Source organism: Methanopyrus sp. KOL6, from assembly GCF_002201915.1.
Classification (GTDB): domain Archaea; phylum JAADCQ01; class Methanopyri; order Methanopyrales; family Methanopyraceae; genus Methanopyrus.
The window spans coordinates 444,629-462,153 of sequence record NZ_CP019470.1; the positions used below are offsets into that span (position 1 = coordinate 444,629).

19 protein-coding genes and 1 tRNA gene are annotated in these 17,525 nt (G+C 56.7%); 7 read left to right on the forward strand and 13 right to left on the reverse strand.

Annotation, left to right across the window (positions count from 1 at the left end):
- Positions 1-14: 14 nt before the first annotated feature.
- Positions 15-827: a hypothetical protein gene (locus BW919_RS02460; protein WP_088335481.1), complete on the reverse strand. Its 813-nt coding sequence runs from the start codon at positions 825-827 to the stop codon at positions 15-17.
- 29 nt (positions 828-856) lie between these two features.
- Between BW919_RS02460 and BW919_RS02465 the strand changes: the two genes are divergently transcribed.
- On the forward strand, positions 857-1,588 hold the full coding sequence (locus tag BW919_RS02465) for a radical SAM protein (RefSeq protein ID WP_088335483.1): 732 nt from the start codon (positions 857-859) through the stop codon (positions 1,586-1,588).
- Between the two features lie 2,172 nt (positions 1,589-3,760).
- Here BW919_RS02465 and hemL read toward each other — a convergent pair.
- From hemL to ribH, 3 genes are all read right to left on the reverse strand, one after another.
- The gene (gene hemL, locus BW919_RS02475; protein ID WP_088335487.1) at positions 3,761-5,053 is read right to left on the reverse strand and encodes a glutamate-1-semialdehyde 2,1-aminomutase; all 1,293 of its coding nucleotides are present in this window, start codon (positions 5,051-5,053) and stop codon (positions 3,761-3,763) included.
- A 115-nt stretch (positions 5,054-5,168) separates the two neighbouring features.
- Positions 5,169-5,246 (reverse strand) — tRNA-Thr (locus BW919_RS02480).
- Between the two features lie 214 nt (positions 5,247-5,460).
- The gene (gene ribH, locus BW919_RS02485) at positions 5,461-5,886 is read right to left on the reverse strand and encodes a 6,7-dimethyl-8-ribityllumazine synthase (RefSeq protein ID WP_088335489.1); all 426 of its coding nucleotides are present in this window, start codon (positions 5,884-5,886) and stop codon (positions 5,461-5,463) included.
- A gap of 75 nt (positions 5,887-5,961) precedes the next feature.
- Between ribH and BW919_RS02490 the strand changes: the two genes are divergently transcribed.
- The 3 genes from BW919_RS02490 (at position 5,962) to BW919_RS02500 (ending at position 7,840) form a co-directional block, all read left to right on the forward strand.
- Complete coding sequence (locus BW919_RS02490) at positions 5,962-6,642, forward strand: protein-L-isoaspartate O-methyltransferase (protein ID WP_088335490.1); 681 nt, start codon at positions 5,962-5,964, stop codon at positions 6,640-6,642.
- 104 nt (positions 6,643-6,746) lie between these two features.
- Entirely contained in the window at positions 6,747-7,433 is a 687-nt protein-coding gene (locus BW919_RS02495; protein ID WP_157665917.1) for an ASCH domain-containing protein, read from the forward strand.
- The gene (locus BW919_RS02500) at positions 7,430-7,840 is read left to right on the forward strand and encodes a hypothetical protein (RefSeq protein ID WP_088335492.1); all 411 of its coding nucleotides are present in this window, start codon (positions 7,430-7,432) and stop codon (positions 7,838-7,840) included. Before BW919_RS02495 ends, BW919_RS02500 begins: the two co-directional genes overlap by 4 nt.
- A 124-nt stretch (positions 7,841-7,964) precedes the next feature.
- Here BW919_RS02500 and BW919_RS02505 read toward each other — a convergent pair whose 3' ends face one another.
- From BW919_RS02505 to dcd, 7 genes are all read right to left on the reverse strand, one after another.
- Positions 7,965-8,735, reverse strand: a complete 771-nt coding sequence (locus BW919_RS02505) for an MBL fold metallo-hydrolase (protein WP_157665919.1) — start codon at positions 8,733-8,735, stop codon at positions 7,965-7,967.
- Positions 8,736-8,758: 23 nt separating this feature from the next.
- Complete coding sequence (locus tag BW919_RS02510) at positions 8,759-9,727, reverse strand: DUF2121 family protein (protein ID WP_088335494.1); 969 nt, start codon at positions 9,725-9,727, stop codon at positions 8,759-8,761.
- Between the two features lie 54 nt (positions 9,728-9,781).
- Entirely contained in the window at positions 9,782-10,822 is a 1,041-nt protein-coding gene (locus BW919_RS02515) for a radical SAM protein (RefSeq protein ID WP_088335495.1), read from the reverse strand.
- Positions 10,819-11,082, reverse strand: coding sequence for a metal-sulfur cluster assembly factor (locus BW919_RS02520; RefSeq protein WP_088335496.1), 264 nt, complete (start codon positions 11,080-11,082; stop codon positions 10,819-10,821). The genes BW919_RS02515 and BW919_RS02520 overlap by 4 nt, the downstream gene beginning before the upstream one ends.
- Before the next feature lie 6 nt (positions 11,083-11,088).
- Positions 11,089-11,463: a hypothetical protein gene (locus BW919_RS02525; protein ID WP_088335497.1), complete on the reverse strand. Its 375-nt coding sequence runs from the start codon at positions 11,461-11,463 to the stop codon at positions 11,089-11,091.
- Positions 11,464-11,550: 87 nt separating this feature from the next.
- Positions 11,551-12,627, reverse strand: a complete 1,077-nt coding sequence (locus tag BW919_RS02530) for a DNA topoisomerase (RefSeq protein ID WP_088335498.1) — start codon at positions 12,625-12,627, stop codon at positions 11,551-11,553.
- A gap of 509 nt (positions 12,628-13,136) precedes the next feature.
- On the reverse strand, positions 13,137-13,712 hold the full coding sequence (gene dcd, locus BW919_RS02535) for a dCTP deaminase (protein ID WP_232452930.1): 576 nt from the start codon (positions 13,710-13,712) through the stop codon (positions 13,137-13,139).
- A gap of 71 nt (positions 13,713-13,783) precedes the next feature.
- Here dcd and BW919_RS02540 point away from each other — a divergent pair, with 71 nt between their 5' ends.
- The gene (locus tag BW919_RS02540; protein WP_088335500.1) at positions 13,784-14,191 is read left to right on the forward strand and encodes a hypothetical protein; all 408 of its coding nucleotides are present in this window, start codon (positions 13,784-13,786) and stop codon (positions 14,189-14,191) included.
- Between the two features lie 559 nt (positions 14,192-14,750).
- Positions 14,751-15,983 carry a hydroxymethylglutaryl-CoA reductase (NADPH) gene (hmgA, locus tag BW919_RS02545; protein ID WP_088335501.1) on the forward strand — a complete coding sequence of 411 codons (1,233 nt, stop codon included), beginning with the start codon at positions 14,751-14,753 and terminating at the stop codon, positions 15,981-15,983.
- Here hmgA and BW919_RS02550 read toward each other — a convergent pair.
- Positions 15,980-16,303 carry a hypothetical protein gene (locus tag BW919_RS02550; RefSeq protein ID WP_088335502.1) on the reverse strand — a complete coding sequence of 108 codons (324 nt, stop codon included), beginning with the start codon at positions 16,301-16,303 and terminating at the stop codon, positions 15,980-15,982. The genes hmgA and BW919_RS02550 overlap by 4 nt on opposite strands.
- A gap of 35 nt (positions 16,304-16,338) precedes the next feature.
- Between BW919_RS02550 and BW919_RS02555 the strand changes: the two genes are divergently transcribed.
- Positions 16,339-17,046, forward strand: coding sequence for a DUF2103 domain-containing protein (locus BW919_RS02555; RefSeq protein ID WP_088335503.1), 708 nt, complete (start codon positions 16,339-16,341; stop codon positions 17,044-17,046).
- On the opposite strand, the gene BW919_RS02560 is transcribed toward BW919_RS02555, so the two are convergent.
- Positions 17,036-17,521 carry a hypothetical protein gene (locus BW919_RS02560; protein ID WP_088335504.1) on the reverse strand — a complete coding sequence of 162 codons (486 nt, stop codon included), beginning with the start codon at positions 17,519-17,521 and terminating at the stop codon, positions 17,036-17,038. The genes BW919_RS02555 and BW919_RS02560 overlap by 11 nt on opposite strands.
- Positions 17,522-17,525 lie beyond the last annotated feature (4 nt).

Sequence of the window (17,525 nt, forward strand, 5' to 3'; positions counted from 1 at the left end):
CGTTAGGCACGCCCCTACAGCCTCTCCTGGACGGCACCGATGAGTTCCCGATACTCTTCTTCAAGCTTTCGCGGATCAGACCTTCGAGTCTTATCGACCGGTGGGAGCCTGACCACCTCTAAAGGCTCCAGAACCTCGAGCAGGCTCAGCGTCACCGCCTCCGGGCCGGCGAGCGTCTCGGCGGCTCTGGCGTAGTCCCTGAGATCGTACACCAAGGCCGTACCGGGGCCGACGGCGACGGCCACGCCGTCGTACTTGAGGACGCCGGGCCAGGGAACGGCCAGGTTGTTCAAGCTTTCAACCAGTACGGGACCCTCCTTACGGACTCGACTCCAGGCCTTGTCGATCGTCCGACACAGTTCTTCGGGGGCGGGTTCCTCACGGACCTCCTTCACCTCGCACTCGCGGGTCATCTCCATCGTCTCATCGGGCACATACCTGAGTTCGGTCCCCTCCGTATACAGGAATACGGTTTCGTCCAGCCGATCCATCAGGACGTACGCGTCGATCTGGGCGGAGAGGTACCTCAGTGATACGTTGGAGTTCACCGCGACCCCGACGTCCGGAGACGTCCACACACGATGGACCGGATTGAGTGTAACCAACGGTAAATCGACCTCGGCAACCTTCGCCAGCTTGAGCACGTCACGACTGACAGGTAGCCCGAGATCTACACATCTGCACGTATGGTCATAATGCAACCATATGTTGTGACCTGACCTGGGCTTAAACGGTACGAGGTCGAGCGCAGAGACCAGAGGCAACGCGGCAGTCGTTTTGCCGGAGTCGGTTTCTAGGAGGCCGACGACCAGCACGACGTGCGTCACGGGTGCTGCCCCCGCCGGGGTGAGAGGTGATGCAAGAGTGGCGCCCCATGCCGGGTTATGACCCTTTAGAGACGGCGGAGCGCGTGCGTGAGTGGGTGTGTGAAGGAAGTCGGCGTAAATACTACCGATTCCGGGAGACTCACTTCTACGGTGGATGCGCCACTGCAGACGCAGTGGGGTGTAACCTCGACTGCGCTTACTGTTACGTTAATTACCCGCGGAGGCATCCCTGGGACCGACGTTGGAAGTTCTACCGACCCGTAGACGTCGTGAAGTGTCTGAAGAACATGAAAGGCGATGTCGTGCGCGTTTCCGGCTGCGAACCGACGTTGTGTAAGATGCACATCCTCGAGCTCATCGAGCTATGCGGGCGGGAGCTCCCCGACCGGAAGTTCATCTTGGAGACGAACGGCACGATCCTTGGGAACGACCGTTCGTTTGTGAGGGAGCTAGGGAATCACGAACACGTCCATGTGCGCGTGTGTCTGAAGGGGTACGATCCTCAATCGTTCGCGCGAATCACTAACGCGGACCCGAGTGGGTTCAATGTACAGCTCCGGTGCCTCAAATATCTTTTTAAAGAAGGGATATCCTTCCACCCGGCGATCCCCAATCTGTTCCGAACGGAAGAGATCGACAAGCTGGCCGGAATGCTTTCGGACATAGGAGTCCCACCCTCATCACTCGAGGTGGAGCCGATTAGAGTCTACGACCACGTCCGCAGGGAGTTGAGACGGCGGGGACTTACGGTTGTACGGTGATTCAGGGCTCCTAGTGTTGATATTGCTCGTGTTGTTGGGAGTGGCTTCTCTGCCCGCGGGTTCCGTGGTTTTGGCCTCGACTTTAGCTCCCGTGGCGGTAGCCGGTGGAGTAGCACTCGAGTACAATCTCGTGGATCCGAGGATAGTACCCGTGTTCGGGTTGCTTGCTATCCCCGGGTTCGTCCTAGGACTACGAACAGCCCGAAAATACCCCAGACAACACCTACGTTACAGAATGATCGTAGCAGCAATATTGCTGGCGGCATGCCTGTTAACGGACTTGACTTTATATATAACGAAGGGCAGTCTCGGCGGCACTATGAGTGATCCGTCTAGACACGCCTCCCACGCGTTGACGTTGTTGACCACCGGGCAACCCCCGGTCTTCTACGACACATTGAGACGAGAGTACCGCCCGGTCCATTATCCGTCAGGTCTCGGTCACATCGCGATCACGGAGTCGATTTTATCGTGCTTGTACCATCCAAAGGATGTGAAGGACGCCGCGAGCTGGCCGGTTCAATTCGGATCGGTGCTAGTTGAGCTGATCGAATACCATATAAGCTCAGCGATGATAACTTCCTCAATAATCGACTTGCTACTGATAGCACGCGGAAGGTTACCTATCTTCGTAGTGCTACCTCTAACGACCACGACGTACTTAGTATGTATTCCAAATTATATGAAAGTCATACCATTCTTTCAATCACTAGCAGTGCTTGCTGCCTCAATAATAGCACTTATGCTTAACTCACGGTTGCTGCCTGGTCTACTTGCGTTAGGCGCAATAACGATCCACTTTTATAGTATTATAGTCGTAATTATTCTGACTTTAACTTTGTTATGGGTCAAGAGGGAAGTCACAATTGCAAATCCAGTACTATTGGGTTCTATAATAGGGACTGTAGTACAGTATCCTTATGTACATTGGAGCATAATGACGTATTTCCCATGTTATCCAGCTCATCCTAATCATTTACCGCCAGACCGTATACATGGTTTAATATTATGTTTATTATCGTTCCTTTCAACTGCATTCATTGCTTATCCAGTTCTAGCCCTACCGACAATCAATGATTTACCTTATGTACTACCATTTGGGATCGTCATAGCTACAATTATAGTTAGGGCCTGTAGGTCTTTACCTACGGCTCTCAAAATAGTATGGATAAAATGTGTTATCACGATCTTAACATTGACCGCAATTTCTGGAAGTATCGTTGGAGCGCGTCTTCTAGTCGTAACGCCATTGTTAACTACCATAAGCCTATCCCTACTGGCAGCGGATGGGTATTTGTCTGCGTCGGCAGCATTGTACGGATATTGCATACTAACTATCAATCGGTGGTTAACGGACGCAATGTATGGATGTGAATTCGTCGGTGTACAACCGGCTTATGTCCTGAAAGAGCATTGGAAGCTGTTCTACAGGTCGTTTTGTAGCAAAAAAGTCGTAGCTACAGTGCCTGAGGGATCTCTACCGTTTACGTGCTCTTGGAAACCGCGAGAAGTCGCTGAAGTTGTTCGAACGTTTCCAGATTCCAACACGCGACTACTGTTAACGGCAAGGAAAGGTAGCGAAATACTGCTTTACGTACCACCGGTTCGGGTTAGTGAGGAGTACGTCGTAAGGGAGTTGTCGCCCACGGGACGTGTCTGGGTAGCCGACGATCGCGCCGGGTCACTTCGACGTAATGTCCTGATAGGGGTGGAACGGTACGGCCACAAGATTACAGTGCGCGTTCTTGTAGTAAATCACAGTTGGGTAGGCATAACCGTAATCATCACAGGGAAATTGCGAAAAGGCGCGGTGACACTCTCGGCCCCTGAACGTACTCTATTTATCGATTCTTACCGCACTAATAGTGGTTTTCTGGTCAACATTTATGGCCGCAATATGAGGACGATAAAGATAACGATCTCCGGTGCGAGGTGGATCGGTAATAGGCTGGTGTTCCACGGGTCGTTGAGGGATCTGGTCGCAAACATGCACGTTACCGGTGACTTAGTCTGACAGTCAGTGGAGGATGGGGGTCGGATAAGGCCCCTGTTCGTCATCGCGTAGCTCCGACGAAACCTCCATCCTCATCCCTCGGGTTCGTTATTCGTTGGGGATGGGACGGTCGGGGAAGCCCAGGTCAGGTCATCGTGGATTCCCACGGTACGGCTTCCTCATCCCGTGAGTCGGTCGAGTGATTCTCCTACGGCTTCCTCGGTGCGTTCCAGGTCTTCCTCAGTGTGTGCGATGGATAGGAACCAAGCCTCGTAATTCGAGGCCGCGATCCATACGCCGCGCTCCAACAACTCCATGTGGAATCGCTTGAACGCATCGTGATCGGCCGAGTTGACGCCGGCGTAATCCCGGACTTCTTCGATCCCGAAGTACACCTGGAACATGGATTCAACTCGGTTCACGACCCCTTCGATGCCGCGGTCCTCGAGGCCGTCTTCTAGGGCGGAAGCCAGTCGTTTCGCTTTAGATGATAGTTCGCCGTAAGGTCGTTCGCGTTCGAGTATCTCGAGTGTAACCAGGCCCGCCGTGGCCGACACCGGGTTGCCGTTGAACGTGCCGGCCTGGTATACTTTACCCTCCGGTGCGACGCGCGACATGTATTCCTCCGGGCCTCCGAAGGCCCCTATCGGTAGACCTCCTCCAAGGATCTTACCCAGGCAGACGAGGTCCGCGTCGATACCGTAGTACTCCTGAGCACCACCCAACCCCAGTCGGAATCCGGTGATCACTTCATCGAAGATGAGCAGCCGCTCGGTCCCGTCGCAGTACTCGCGAAGCACTTTCAGGAACTCCTCATCTGGTGGTACGCAGCCGGCATTACCCAGTACTGGTTCCACGATCACCGCGCCGATCTCCTCGTCGAACCTCTCCACGGTCTCCACGAAGGCTTCGACGTCGTTGAACGGGCAGACAAGGGTGTTCTCCGCCACCGATTCCGGAATGCCCGGTGAGTCGGGCGCTCCGAGCTCGGAAGCTCCGGATCCCGCTCGGACGAGCACAGCGTCGTGAGCTCCGTGGTAGCATCCCTCGAATTTCACCACCTTCTCGCGGCCCGTGTACGCGCGGGCGAGCCGTATCGCGCTCATCGTCGCCTCGGTGCCGGTGTTCACCAATCTCACCTTCTCCACGTTCGGGACCAGCTCGACGACCTTCTCCGCGAGCTCCAGCTCGGGAAGCGCCGGTGTACCGTAGTGGAAACCCTCCCGCACTCGCTCGATCACGGCCTCTACGACCTCGGGATGTGCGTGTCCAAGTATCAATGGACCGAAGGCCAGGCAGTAGTCTATCAGGATGTGACCGTCTACGGTGTACAGGCGCGAGCCCTCGGCCCTCTCGACGTAGAACGGGTACGGGTCGAACCGGCGGACCGGGCTGCTCACGCCGCCCGGCATCACTTGCTCGGCACGCTTGAAGAGTTCGAGCGACTTGGGGAACTCGTCCTCGTAACCCAAGCTGAGCCCCGACTGGACGTAGGAGCAGGTACCTAATGAGTGCCTCGCTGCCTGCTATGGTCTATAAGGAGTCCCGTGGGACGTCGTTCGTTTCGAATCCCATAACGATTTAGGCTGGAGCCGCGGCCGGGATTTGAACCCGGGACCACGGGATTACAAGTCCCGCGCTCTAACCAGGCTAAGCTGCCGCGGCGCGTTCATCCGGACCACGATCGTCAGCATACTTATATGTTACGCTGCCGACAGACCCGGTCACTCGGTACCTCGACTAGTTCTCCAGCACCAGTCGGACCGTCGGTGTGCCTTACTGGGGCGGAGATGTTAGGAGGTAGAAGCGATACTCGTTCCGCTTCGCGTCGGGACAGGAGGAGGGACAGCGCATCACCTTCTGCCTACCAGGCGGGTCGCTATTCGCCCTCTAACTCCTGCAACCGTCGGACCATCTTGACGGCGGCTTCTACGGCGCGCTTAGCGTAGTGGACGCGCTCCAGGGCTTCCATCCTGGTCATGCCCGGGCCGGAGATACCTAGCGCCACGGGCTTACCGTACTCGACCATAAGATCCTGTATCTTTCTGAACGCCTGTTGCGCGATAGCCTGGTCGTGGTCTGTGTCACCCTTGATGATCGCACCGAGGGTTACGACGGCGTCGATGTCGTCACGCTCGAGGAGCTTCCTGACCGCCAACGGTACCTCGAAGGACCCAGGAACGAGGACGCGTTCGACGACCTCTGCCCCGAGATCCTTGGCGTGTTGGACCGCAAGTTCCTCCATCGCGTAGGTTATCTCCCGGTTGAATTCCGTTACGACGAGACCTAACCGCACCGTGGACATCTGACACACCCCCGACGGCTCCGCGCTCCGACACGTCCAAAACCCCTACGGTCATCAGCCGGTGGGGGGACGGCGTTGGCTGAAGACGATGAGGTCTTTCGGCGCGCCCGTGAGCGTCTGGTGGAGCGGTTGAAGTCCCTGGGTTATATTAGATCGGATCGCGTGGCCGAAGCTATGCTCAAGGTGCCGCGCCATGAGTTCGTCCCGGAGGACCTCCGAGATCGGGCTTACGTCGACTCGCCCTTGCCCATCGGCAAGGGACAAACCATCTCGGCCCCGCACATGGTGGCGTTGATGACCGAATTGCTCGATCCACGGATTGGGCATAAGGTGCTCGAGGTAGGGGCTGGTTCGGGATACCACGCCGCCGTGGTAGCCGAACTGGTAAAACCAAATGGTCGTGTGATCACGGTCGAGAGGATCCCGGAACTAGCGGACTTCGCTCGGAATAACCTGAAGAAAACCGGATACGACCGTTTCGTGAAGGTGTTGGTGGGGGACGGAACCAAGGGCTACCAGCCCGAGGCTCCGTACGACCGTATTCTGGTGACGGCAGGCGCTCCGGACGTCCCGGAAAGCCTGCTGGAGCAGCTGAAGCCAGGAGGGAAAATGGTCATTCCGGTAGGAGATCGACACATGCAGGAGTTGTGGTTGGTGGAGAAGACCGAGGACGGAGAAGTCAGGCGTCGTCGGCACGGTGGATGTGCGTTCGTACCACTCGTAGGGGAAGAGGGGTTCCAGGAACCCGAATCTTGACCCACTCTCTCTAGAAGATATGTACGACCCCGGGGATGAGGAGACCGGCAGGAGGAGACCGGGATGATCGAGGACCCCGATACCCGACCCGGGAGGTGAAGACCATGGTTAAAGTCCCTGATCGCGTACTGAGCCGCTCCGAGGTCGCTCAGAATCCACACCGGGCCGTAGGAGAGTACGTCGAAGCTGTGGTTGTGCAGATAAAGGGAGATCAGGGTATTCAGCTGGAGCTCGGCCTACCGTTCGGCGTGTTCCTACCGGCCGGAGCGATCCGGGCGGCTTTAGACTGGCCCGAACCGGTGGATTTGGAGCTACTATTCATACCCGGGGAAGAGCTGATCGTCAAACTAGAGAATCTAGATCTTAAGAACAAAGTAGCTCGTGTGTGGATCCCGGAATTCGAGGTGGAACGGCTCCGAGTGAGGCTCGGAGAGAGGCCGCCTCGCCGCGTGATCGAGATCATGACTAGGGAGGAATTCTTCGATCTGATCACCGAGGGTCTGAAAACCGCAGAGATACGGCCGTCCGATCACCGATCGTTCAGGTATCTGGAGCCGGGCGATACGCTCATATTCAAGAACTTCAAGGCCGGAACCATGCGCTGTATCGAAACGGTAGTCAGGAACGTCGAGAAGGACCTGGACCCTAAGGAAGCTGCCGAGAGGTTCTATCAGGAGGCCGGATTCGAGAGCCCCGAGGAATGTCTAGAGGGGCTCAAGGAGATGTATGGCGGGCTCCCAGAGAAGGTCGATGTAGCCGAGTTCGAGCCGGTGAGGGAGTGGGAAGAATGAAGGAGGAGGTAGCAAAAAGGATCGCATCGGAGGTGGCACCCCGGGTCGACTCGAAGGTAGTGGATAGGGTCTACGTGGCCGTGCGTGAGGGTACCGAAGAAGACCCAGAACCCGTCGCGAGGCTCGTCGAGGAAGGAGAAGAGGTGTACGTGGTCTTCATTGGGCTCGAGGAGTCCGAAGACAGCGGTGCCGATAGAACCCTCGTGAACCCTAGGAACCTCGAGGCTATGACCATCGATCTGATGGAGTGGGCGAAAGAGAAGTTCGAGGACGTCCACGTGTTAATCGGTGGCGTATCTTTCATCTGGAAGGGTAGCTCGTTCCGAGATCTCCTACGGCGCTACGGTGAGGATCCGAACGACTTCACGGTGATCGAGGAGAAGGCCGTAGGTATCCCTCCCCGCTGATTCAACGCCTAACGGGGCTCATCTAGGGGGATTAAGGCGTTATCGAAGCTTCGGAGACGTATTCTGGGCGCGTAGCTGCGGCTCTTCGCACGTCCGCGATACGTTGGCCGCCACTCACGGTAATTCACAGATCATAGGCGCGTCCATCCCGGGCAGCGACGGTTTCGACGCCAGTCTCGTGCTCAATACGCCTCGCTTCGCGCCCGGGACCTACCCTAAGCATCTTCATTCCGAAATGTGTTATGAAAACCTTCCGGAGTTCGGGTGCTTCCGAGACTAACTCTATCACGTCGCGGGTGCAAAGATGTCCTCTGATCCTATCCGATCCCGGCCTTACGACGTTGACTATAGCAACGGTCACGTCTTCTATCACCTCGAAGAGATCTTCACGGAGCTCCGTGTCTCCGGTGTAGTAGATAGAGTCGTCCTCTGTTTCGAGACGGAACCCGATACCGGTAGGGTCCCCATGGGCGGTCGGTACCGCTTCGAGGGTTCCGACCGGTAGGTCTACCTCATCGCCGGGTTCGAGCGCAATCACTTCTTCCGGTAGGCTTCGGTGGTAAGCGCTGAGGACGGGACCGTAGTCACCGGAGTCATCGGAACACCCTTCCACTGCGGAAACGGAGCCTACGAAGATGCCACGACGTTTAGTCCCGCCGCGTGTCATAGCCTCGACGAGTACCTCGGCTTCGGCGTAGTGATCGGGATGTGAATGGGAGACGAACACGGCGTCGACGGCCGTGGTGGGTCGTCGGGAGAGTCTGGTACTCAGAAGACATCCAGGCCCTGGATCCACGTGGAGATGGAAGTCCGGGAACTCAAGACGGAAACCTCCGGTTCTGCGTTTCTGAGTGATCATAGCGAAGCGTCCGCCGCCTGTACCAGCGAAGAACATTGTAGTGTTGTCCGTCCACCGGTTCAACGTCTCGTTCGACAGATTGAGTACCCCGTTACTACGGGCAGATCCTTTCCATCTATCTTCATTATCCCGTCTTTCACCACCACCGTATCGCCCGGCTCTACCTTCTCGGGATCACCTTCGACGGCCATGACGATCTCTTCACCGGGACCGGCGACCACATCTCCCATGTGCCTGGCGTCGACGTCCTCCACGAGCCTGACGACGATCCGCCGCTCGGGAGGAACGTCCTCCACACCCTCACCCTCCTCCTCGGTGCCGACCTCGACAACTTCGCCGACCACCCCTTCCTTCAAGATATCGTAACCTTCCCGGATATGCTTGAGCATCTCCTCAACGAGCCGTCGTCTATACTTGCGGAGTCGTTCGATGTCCTCGTCGATGGCCTTTTGGAGGTGAATCCGAGCCAGGTGGTCCACCCTGCCCTTTACCTCGAACGCGTCGTACTCGGAGCTCACGAGGACGGTGTTGGAAGACACGTACTCGAAAATATCATCCAGTGCGTTTCGTAGGGATTCTAGGTCTGGCTTCCCTCCGAGCTCGGAATCCACGAACTCAATCACCAGTTCCTTGACGACCTTAGGACCTTCCACGATCAGGGCGGGGCCGCCGAAATTTTTGGATAGAACTTTTTCTCCTTCGAGTTCGATGATAGCGTGGGCTCCGGGAGTAGCATAAACACGGCGTCTCCGGACGCCTTTGGCAGATCTTACACCGACCTCTCCGGCCACCACCTCGTCGTTAACTTTCCAAACCTTCTTCCTATCGTCATGGAACTCGAAGTAACCACCCTCGACCTCGAGATCTTTCAGGAACGATTCCAATTCTTCTTCCGTTCTTATTTCACCGGAGTACAGTTTTTCCTCCACTTCCCGCATCTTTTCTTCGTCCATACGAGCGACTAGGATGCGATGGTCCCCGGCCACGAGAGCACCGTCCGTCCCGGCGTAAGCCAGTACTAGGGTCAACGCGTCCTCTCCCCGAGCTAGTTAGAGTTAGATGGAAATTATTTCAAGTTAACTTCAAACGTATCGGTATATACAAACGTCGACGTTTTCCAAATGACGCTCGGCGGCGCGTCTGCACTCTCGCATAACACGGACCGTCGTGTAACCGAGATCCGCCGAGTGGTATTGAGGCACGTGCTGGAGAATCCGGTAAGGTATGCCTTCGTCGATGGAAGCCAGAAACTCCGCAATTTTCTCTACATCCTCGGGCGTAATATACCCTGGCACTACTAAGGTACTCGGACGGAGGATCGGTGGATCTTCTCGCGCGAATTCCCGACCGATGATCTCGAGATTCTTAAACGTGTACTCGGGGTCGGAGAAGGATAAGGCGTAGTATATCCGTGGATCGAACGCCTTGACGTCCATGTTAAAACCTCCACCGGACTCGTAGCAGATCTCGGCGATTCTACGCATGAGTTTCGGTCTTAAGCTTCCGTTCGTTTCCAAGCACACGCGAACGCGGAGCTCTTCCCACTCACATCCGATCTCTATAACCTGGTCGTAATGGGGGGTTGGATCACCACCGAAAAAACACACGCACGTCACGTCCGGATCGGAGGCACGACGTTTCAAATCTTCGGAACTCAGCCGCTCACGTTCCATCCAATGTTCGTAATTTTGGCAGAAGAAGCAGTGATGGGTACATCCACCGTAGAATACGGCTAGGTTGTATCGATCGCGCTCGGGCCCCAGTGTTTCCGTGTACTTCGGGTACCCGCGAGAGGTGGCACCAGGGCAGACCCACGCTCCCACGCAGTTGGTAGGATGGGGATCCAGATATGCGCGGCCGATGTGCTCGCGGACTATCTCACCGCATTCGTTTCGAACGACACCGCAGTACCCTACCTTCCCCTCGGGTATCCTACACCGGTTCACGCAGGCGCCGCACTCGAGCCCTCCCGACGGCGGCTCCGGTGGGAGTCCAAGCTCCCTCCTCGCTTCAGCGTGCGCCTCTCGGAGGATCTCTCGGGCTTTATCCCAACGGTTCAAGATACACTCCCTACACACGCGTAAAAACGAGGATGCGGGAGCCCCGCAGAGTTCGCAGGTCATTCTTCTTCCTCCGTCAACACGTGTCCGACCAGCTTCACATCGACGTTCACGCCCTCGAAGGCGGACTGGAGGGCAGCCTTGACCTGTTCCACGATCATCAGTGCGGAGGGACAGAACGGGTTAGTGGGCCGGATGATGACTTCGATGTTCTCATCGTCTGCGTTCACCTCCTCGATGAGCTTCATCGAGACTATGTCGAGTCCCGTGTGTGGGTCTTTCACACTCTTGAGCTCCTTTAACACTTCCTCTTCTGAGGGCAACTAGGTTCACCCCCGAGCCTTCCGGAGCACCTCTTTCGCGAACTTACGGGCTTTTTGGATATCTTGTTCGTCTGGGTGCCCTCTGGCGATCAAAGGTAAGAAAGGGTGCTCTCCCTTTATGGTTAGTTCCCCGATCACCTCCCCGTCGGCTCGTTCGATCCTCTCACGCATCCATTTGATGGTTTTACCCCAGTGTAAGGAGTACGTGCAGAATAGTGCGACTTTCACGTCGCTCCAGTCGTTGTTGCGCACGAAGTGACGAACCGGCTCCGCCGGTCGGAACGCGTGAACTGGGGTGCCGAGGAAGGCGAGCTCGGCATCCAAGCGTTCGTTACCGCTGAGGATCTCGACGAGCGAGGCTCCCGTGGTCGAAGCGATCACTTGGGCGATTACTCGAGTGTTCCCCGTCTCCGAAAAGAAATACACTTTGCGCCTTATGGGGTCCCACCTCCACACGTAATTCGGTTATCACGGTTCCGGGTCGGGCATTTCGACGACCCTTTCGAGCTCTAGGTAGAGTTCCTCCATTTCCTCCTGATACTCGGCCTTACCTAGTGCTACAGCGTCCATGCGTTCCTCAAGATCTCTCGTCGTCTCCTCCGATACGAACCGCTCGTAATTAGCACTGAGATACTCGTAGATTGCTTCACCACGGGTCGTCGGGAATATCCACCTCCGTTGCGGTACCTCGTACACGTATCCGCGTCGAAACAGCTTCTCAACTATCTGCGCGTAGGTGCTAGGACGGCCAAGCCCCCGCTCTCGCATGTCTTCAACCAACTCCGACTGATCGTACGGGTACTCTTCATGTCGTTCCAACACCTCTACGTCTCCTATTTTGAGCCGGTCTCCCTCTTCCAGTTCCGGGGTCTCCCGGATGCCGTACGCCGGCAGGTCGTATTCCGTTAGGACCTTAGTGAAGCCCGGATCGACGATCTCTAAAACCCCGCTGAGCTCGAGCTCCGCGACGGGCACTCTTTCGACTTCGACTTCCAGTACGGCCTCCTGGTAGAGAACCTTCGCGGGCTTCATCTGGCTGGCTACGAAACGTCGAAAGACGAGATCATAAAGGCGTAAATGGTGGGAAGTCAATGTGACGGTGGTTCGAATCGCTCCCTCACGAACCATAGTTCGTATCTCCTCGACGTCGGCAGGTTTGGTTGGTCTTATACACTCGTGGGCGCCTTCGACGTGCTCGGCCTCGGGTTCCCAGGTCCTCGGATTGTAGTCCTCGGGGTCGAAGTTAGCCCGAATGTAATCCCGAGCCACGCGCTTGCCCTCTTCCGAGACTCTGGTAGAGTCGGTCCGGTGGTATGTGATGAAGCCCCCCTCAAATAGGTCCTGAGCCAGCTGCATGACGCGCTCGGACGACAGTCGAAGTCGTCGGGTAGCTGCCTGAAGCATGGTTCCGGTCTCGAAAGGTGGTTTAGGGTGTATTTCACGCTCCTCTCGATTAACTCGGACGACCTCGGCTTCCGCTCCCCTCATCGAAGTGTAGGTCGATTCAGCGACGGGTCTGTTCCGGATCCGAAGTGTCGCATTCAATTACGATCCCCCGGTCTCGCAGGGTTAGGGCGAGCGCCGAGGCAAATATTGACTTTCGGGAGAACGGGCCCGGGTCAGGTGGGTAGGGCATGGACACGTTGTACCGACGCTGGTGGGAGATAGCCCCCGGAGGCACCCGTATGATGGAGGGCACGGGGAGCCCCGACGGCCAGGGTATCCGAGTAGTGATCCGGTGGGGAGTGGGATGATTGTGGTGAACGGCGGCGGATAGAATGGTGGCACATCTCAATCGCGCTGATAGGCACGAATGATGAACATCGGGGCTCGCGAGCATCACATCGACGGAGATACTGTGAAGTTCTTCGGGATCGAGCGGTGTGACCGTCATGCTCCCGAAGTGCCAGTTCCTGTCGTGTCGGCATTCACCGCGCCGGGCGGGTCGGTAAATAACGTCGAGGAAGTCGGGAAATAGGTACTGTCTGAAGGCCAACGGTATCCCCTGATCTACCGGCTGCGCCCTCTGGTATTAACGGCCCGAAGATCGATTGTTATCCGCGACAGAAGTCCAAGTGCATCTTAGAGGGTGACGGTTTCTCGTCCCCGTGGTATTTACCACTGGACTCCGCATAGGTACGCTCCGCGGGGCTGGAGAGCCTGTGGAATACTATTTGCACCACCCGCATGCCGGGACGCAGCTTGACTGGCATGGGGTTGAAGTTAACCAGTTCTAGCGTCAGCCGCCCACGCCACCCAGGGTCCACGTACCCGGCCTCGACGTGGGCTTGTATTCCGAGCCTGCCCAACGACGAGCGTCCGTGAAGGACTCCGGTTATGTCCGGTGCGTTGATCTCGATCCACTCGTGCGTGACGGCCAACACGAGCTCGCCTGGATTGATCACGAACTCTTCGTCCTCATCGATCACTACCTGCTCCGTGTTCTCACCGGCGTCGACAGTTGGGTCTATGCAGGGCTTATGGAGCGTCTTGAACACCACGAACTCGTTGCCTAAGCGCAGATCCAGACTGGCCGGTCCGAGGGCTTCCTCGAGATACTCCTCCTCGAGTGGTTTCACGACGATATCGCCCTCTTTCAGAGCCCGCTTGATGTCCCGGTCCGAAAGCACCGTCAAAGGCTTTCCCCCGGGTTGAACCGCGGATCGCATACGTTCCGACCTCTATCTCGACTGGTGGTACCTTGACCTACGGTACCGTCGGGACGTGTGCCGAGCCATCACCGTCGACCGACGAGACGGATTCGGCTATGATAGCACAAAGTGCCGGCGTCGTCAATCCGGAGCGTGCGCATGCGGAGTTACCAATATCGGGAGTGGCGTTGGTGGCAAGTTCGAATACCATAATTTTTGGCTTCGTGGACGACGCCACGGCGCTCGTTGAGCGAGAGATCGAAAGAACCCGATATCCGGAATCCCTTCCGCTGATCGACGAGGCTAGAGAGGATTTAATAGACGACAATTTTAAGGCATACGTTTGTGAATTAACCATCAAAGCCATGGTTATTATTTCCGACTATAGTGTTAAAGTTGTTGTTGGAGCTTCGGAGTTTCTCAAGCTAATTACGGATTCGGGTGTGGACGTGGTTTAGATAGTGAGATGATTTCCGTGGAGCCCTTCTCGGATGTTTTAACTGGATTCGGTAGCAAGGGGTAGCAAGGGATGATAAGACCGAGATCGTGGTGCCAACGGATTCAACCGGGTCTCTGCCTCGATCTGAGGTATAAGGTGAAGAGAACGTCTACTTACGAGGCCACAGCTACATCGGCGTTCAGTTTCCCACCCTCGACGTAGGTTCGCTCCATGGGACGCGAGACGTGGTCGGGGGACACGCGGCGGGCTCAAGTCGACTGTCGGCGAATGAGCTGTCTGTGCGAGGACTCCATCACCGTCTCGCTCCTGAAGCGGCTGCGAATTATTCGCCCTAGCATCAGGGCCTTCACTCAGTTCCCGCCGAGTGTACGTGCCGGACTACTCCACCGACGGGTGGCGACACTGTTACGTGATACTATAGTTACGTGACCAACTATCGGAGGTCGCCGAGACTATCGTGGCAAACGGCAAAGCCCGTAGGGACCGGTGTCGGACCCGGGTACGCTTCGAGCTACTTTTAGGCTCCGTCCCAGAGTGTCCGTCGGGGGCTGTTCTTCGTGGATGAGAAGAAGATCGAGGAGCTCGTGAGCAAGGTAGTGGAAGGTGAGATCAAGTTCCACGAAGTGGAGAAGTATACCGACGGTGATAGTGAGGTAGCCACAGAAGTTCGACGTCGTGCGCTGGAGCGGTTGACCGGCGCGGAGCTCAAGCACCTCGGCGAGTACACTATCGACGCGAACCGTGCGATGGACAAGAACATCGAGAACATGATCGGAGCCGTCCAGGTACCGGTCGGTGTCGCAGGTCCGCTGTTAGTGCACGGGGAGTACGCAGAGGGGGAGTACTACGTACCACTCGCGACGACTGAGGGGGCGTTAGTGGCCTCCGTCAACCGAGGTTGTTCGACTATCACCGATTCGGGCGGTGCCCACGTGAGGATAGTGAGAGACAGAATGACGCGTGCTCCGGTGTTCAAACTGCCGTCCGCTCGTGAGGCGTTGGAGTTCTGCGAGTGGGTATGTAAGCACTTCGACGAGATCAAAGAGGTGGCCGAGAGTACCACACGTCACGGTGAGCTGCTCGATATTCAGGAATTCGTGGTTGGTAGGCACGTATTCCTCCGGTTCGAGTTCGATACGAAGGACGCGATGGGTATGAACATGGTCACTATCGCCACCGAGGAAGCTGTGAACTGGATCGAGAAGAAGTATCAGGACGCGAAGTGCGTTTCGATAAGCGGGAACGTTTGTGTGGACAAGAAACCCTCGTGGCTCAACAACGTACTGGGCCGAGGTCGAACGGTGGTGGCCGAAGTCGAAGTCCCGCGCGATATAGTCGAGGAGAAGCTTAAGACCACTCCGGAAGCCATGGCCGAGGTCAATTACAGGAAGAACCTGGTGGGTTCCGCGGCCGCCGGTAACATCGGGTTCAACGCGCATCACGCGAACGTTGTGGCCGCTATCTTCATCGCTACAGGCCAGGATGAGGCGCACGCTGTCGATGGGTCCACTGGGTACACCACGATGGAGGTCACGGAGGACGGTAATCTGTACGCCAGTGTGACAATTCCCAGCTTGAACGTAGGAACGGTTGGAGGGGGCACCGGAGTGGAGACGCAGCGCGAGTGTCTGGAAATTCTCGGTGTGGCTGGTGGGGGAGACCCGCCCGGTGTCAACGCTAAAGAGTTCGCCGAAGTGGTCGCCGCCGCGGTCTTAGCGGGTGAGCTGTCACTCGTAGCTGCACTGGCGGCAGGACATCTGGGTAAAGCGCACAGGCTCTTAGGTCGTTAAGCTTCGAAAATCGGGAGTGGGAACTCCTCCTTCCCTTCCCCTCCCTCTACGAGCTCACGCATGAGTTCGTGGACGCGCTCCCGGATCTCTTGGTACTCCTCAGTAACGTCCTCCATCAACGTCACCGCGTAGCCGAACTCCCTGTCCGAATCTAGGGAGACTACCTCGGGTTCCTCTTCCATAATCTCCTGAAGCATCTCGTACGCCTCGTCGAAGTCGTCCGCCGAGAACCGAGCTGAGAGTATCATGCGGTCACCGTGGCTGAACACCCTGAGTTTCACCAACTTTTCCTTGTGCTTGTTAAGTATCTCCATGATCATGGCCTAGAACATCCCCCGATGCGAGGGTGGGTAACGTGACGAGGTGTCGGCGCTGCGGATACCCCGTCGAATTACCTCTTAAATGTCTCCGTTGCGGGGAACCGTCCTTCGAAGTCGCCGCGTTTCAAGTATACCCGAAGGATGTCAGGTACGTCGTAGCGTTCGTCAACGAGAGCGACGTTCACACAGTCCACCAGTCGTTTTCAAGGGATCCGGACGGGATCATGCTTCGGAACCTTGCAGAGAGACTAGGAGAGCTTCTCCACTCAGCGGCACCACACGCCGCGACGGCTGTCTGCACCCCACCGTGGATAGTCGAAATCGTGGAGAGGATATCCGGAGTAACCGTTCGCACGGTGAGGGACGATTTCGACGATGTTGTAAGGTCTCTGCAGGCCGAGCTTCGGGCCGACCGGCGGCTGGACCGCGTCGAAGAACCACCGGAGCGTAAGCTAGGTGGTAGTCACTCGACGATCATCGGTGGTCGGCGTGGGAGGGAACTCGTACTCAAGGTAGCTTCCGTACCCTACGTCAAGAAGGTGATACCGGGTCGTATAGGAGCTAAAGGATCGCGTGGAGGTGGGGGAGTTCGACTGAAGGTGTCGCGGGTCAGTGGCAGTGGTAACGTGAAACTACTCCTCTCCGAAGGGGCGGCCACCCAGGAGATTTTCGTGGTGACCACCGCCCGGGACGAGCGAGAAGGTAAGCTCGTGGCCGAGCTACTTGAGCGGGTCATTCGATGAGCTTTCTTTCTCTCTTTCGCGGTGGACGTACCGTAACGACCGCTAACGCCCTTTCACCCTCTCGGACGAGCACCAATGTGCGCGCTTCTCCCGAGAATCGGGCGTACTCGAACTCTGTCGCTAGATCATCGACATCCAGACGATCTGCCGAGGTTGGACGACATCCCTCCGCAGTGATCACATACACGGTGTAAGCGGGATGTAATCTGTCCAAATGACGCTTCAACTCGTCCTGGTACTTCTCTAGCGGCACGGTTCTCATCTCGGAGAGCACTAGTACCCTTTCGGTTCCCACCGCAATCCATACGTCGTTCTTTATTAGCACTTTAGCGGTCGAGGCTAACCTCCTGAGTGCGTGGACGGCTTCGGGGACGTCGGCCGACGGCGACAGTTCCCTCTTCCTGAGTCGTTCTAAGGCGTGCCTGGTGGGCACTAACACCCAATTGTTCGGGTCGAACTTCCGTACGATAGCCAACTTA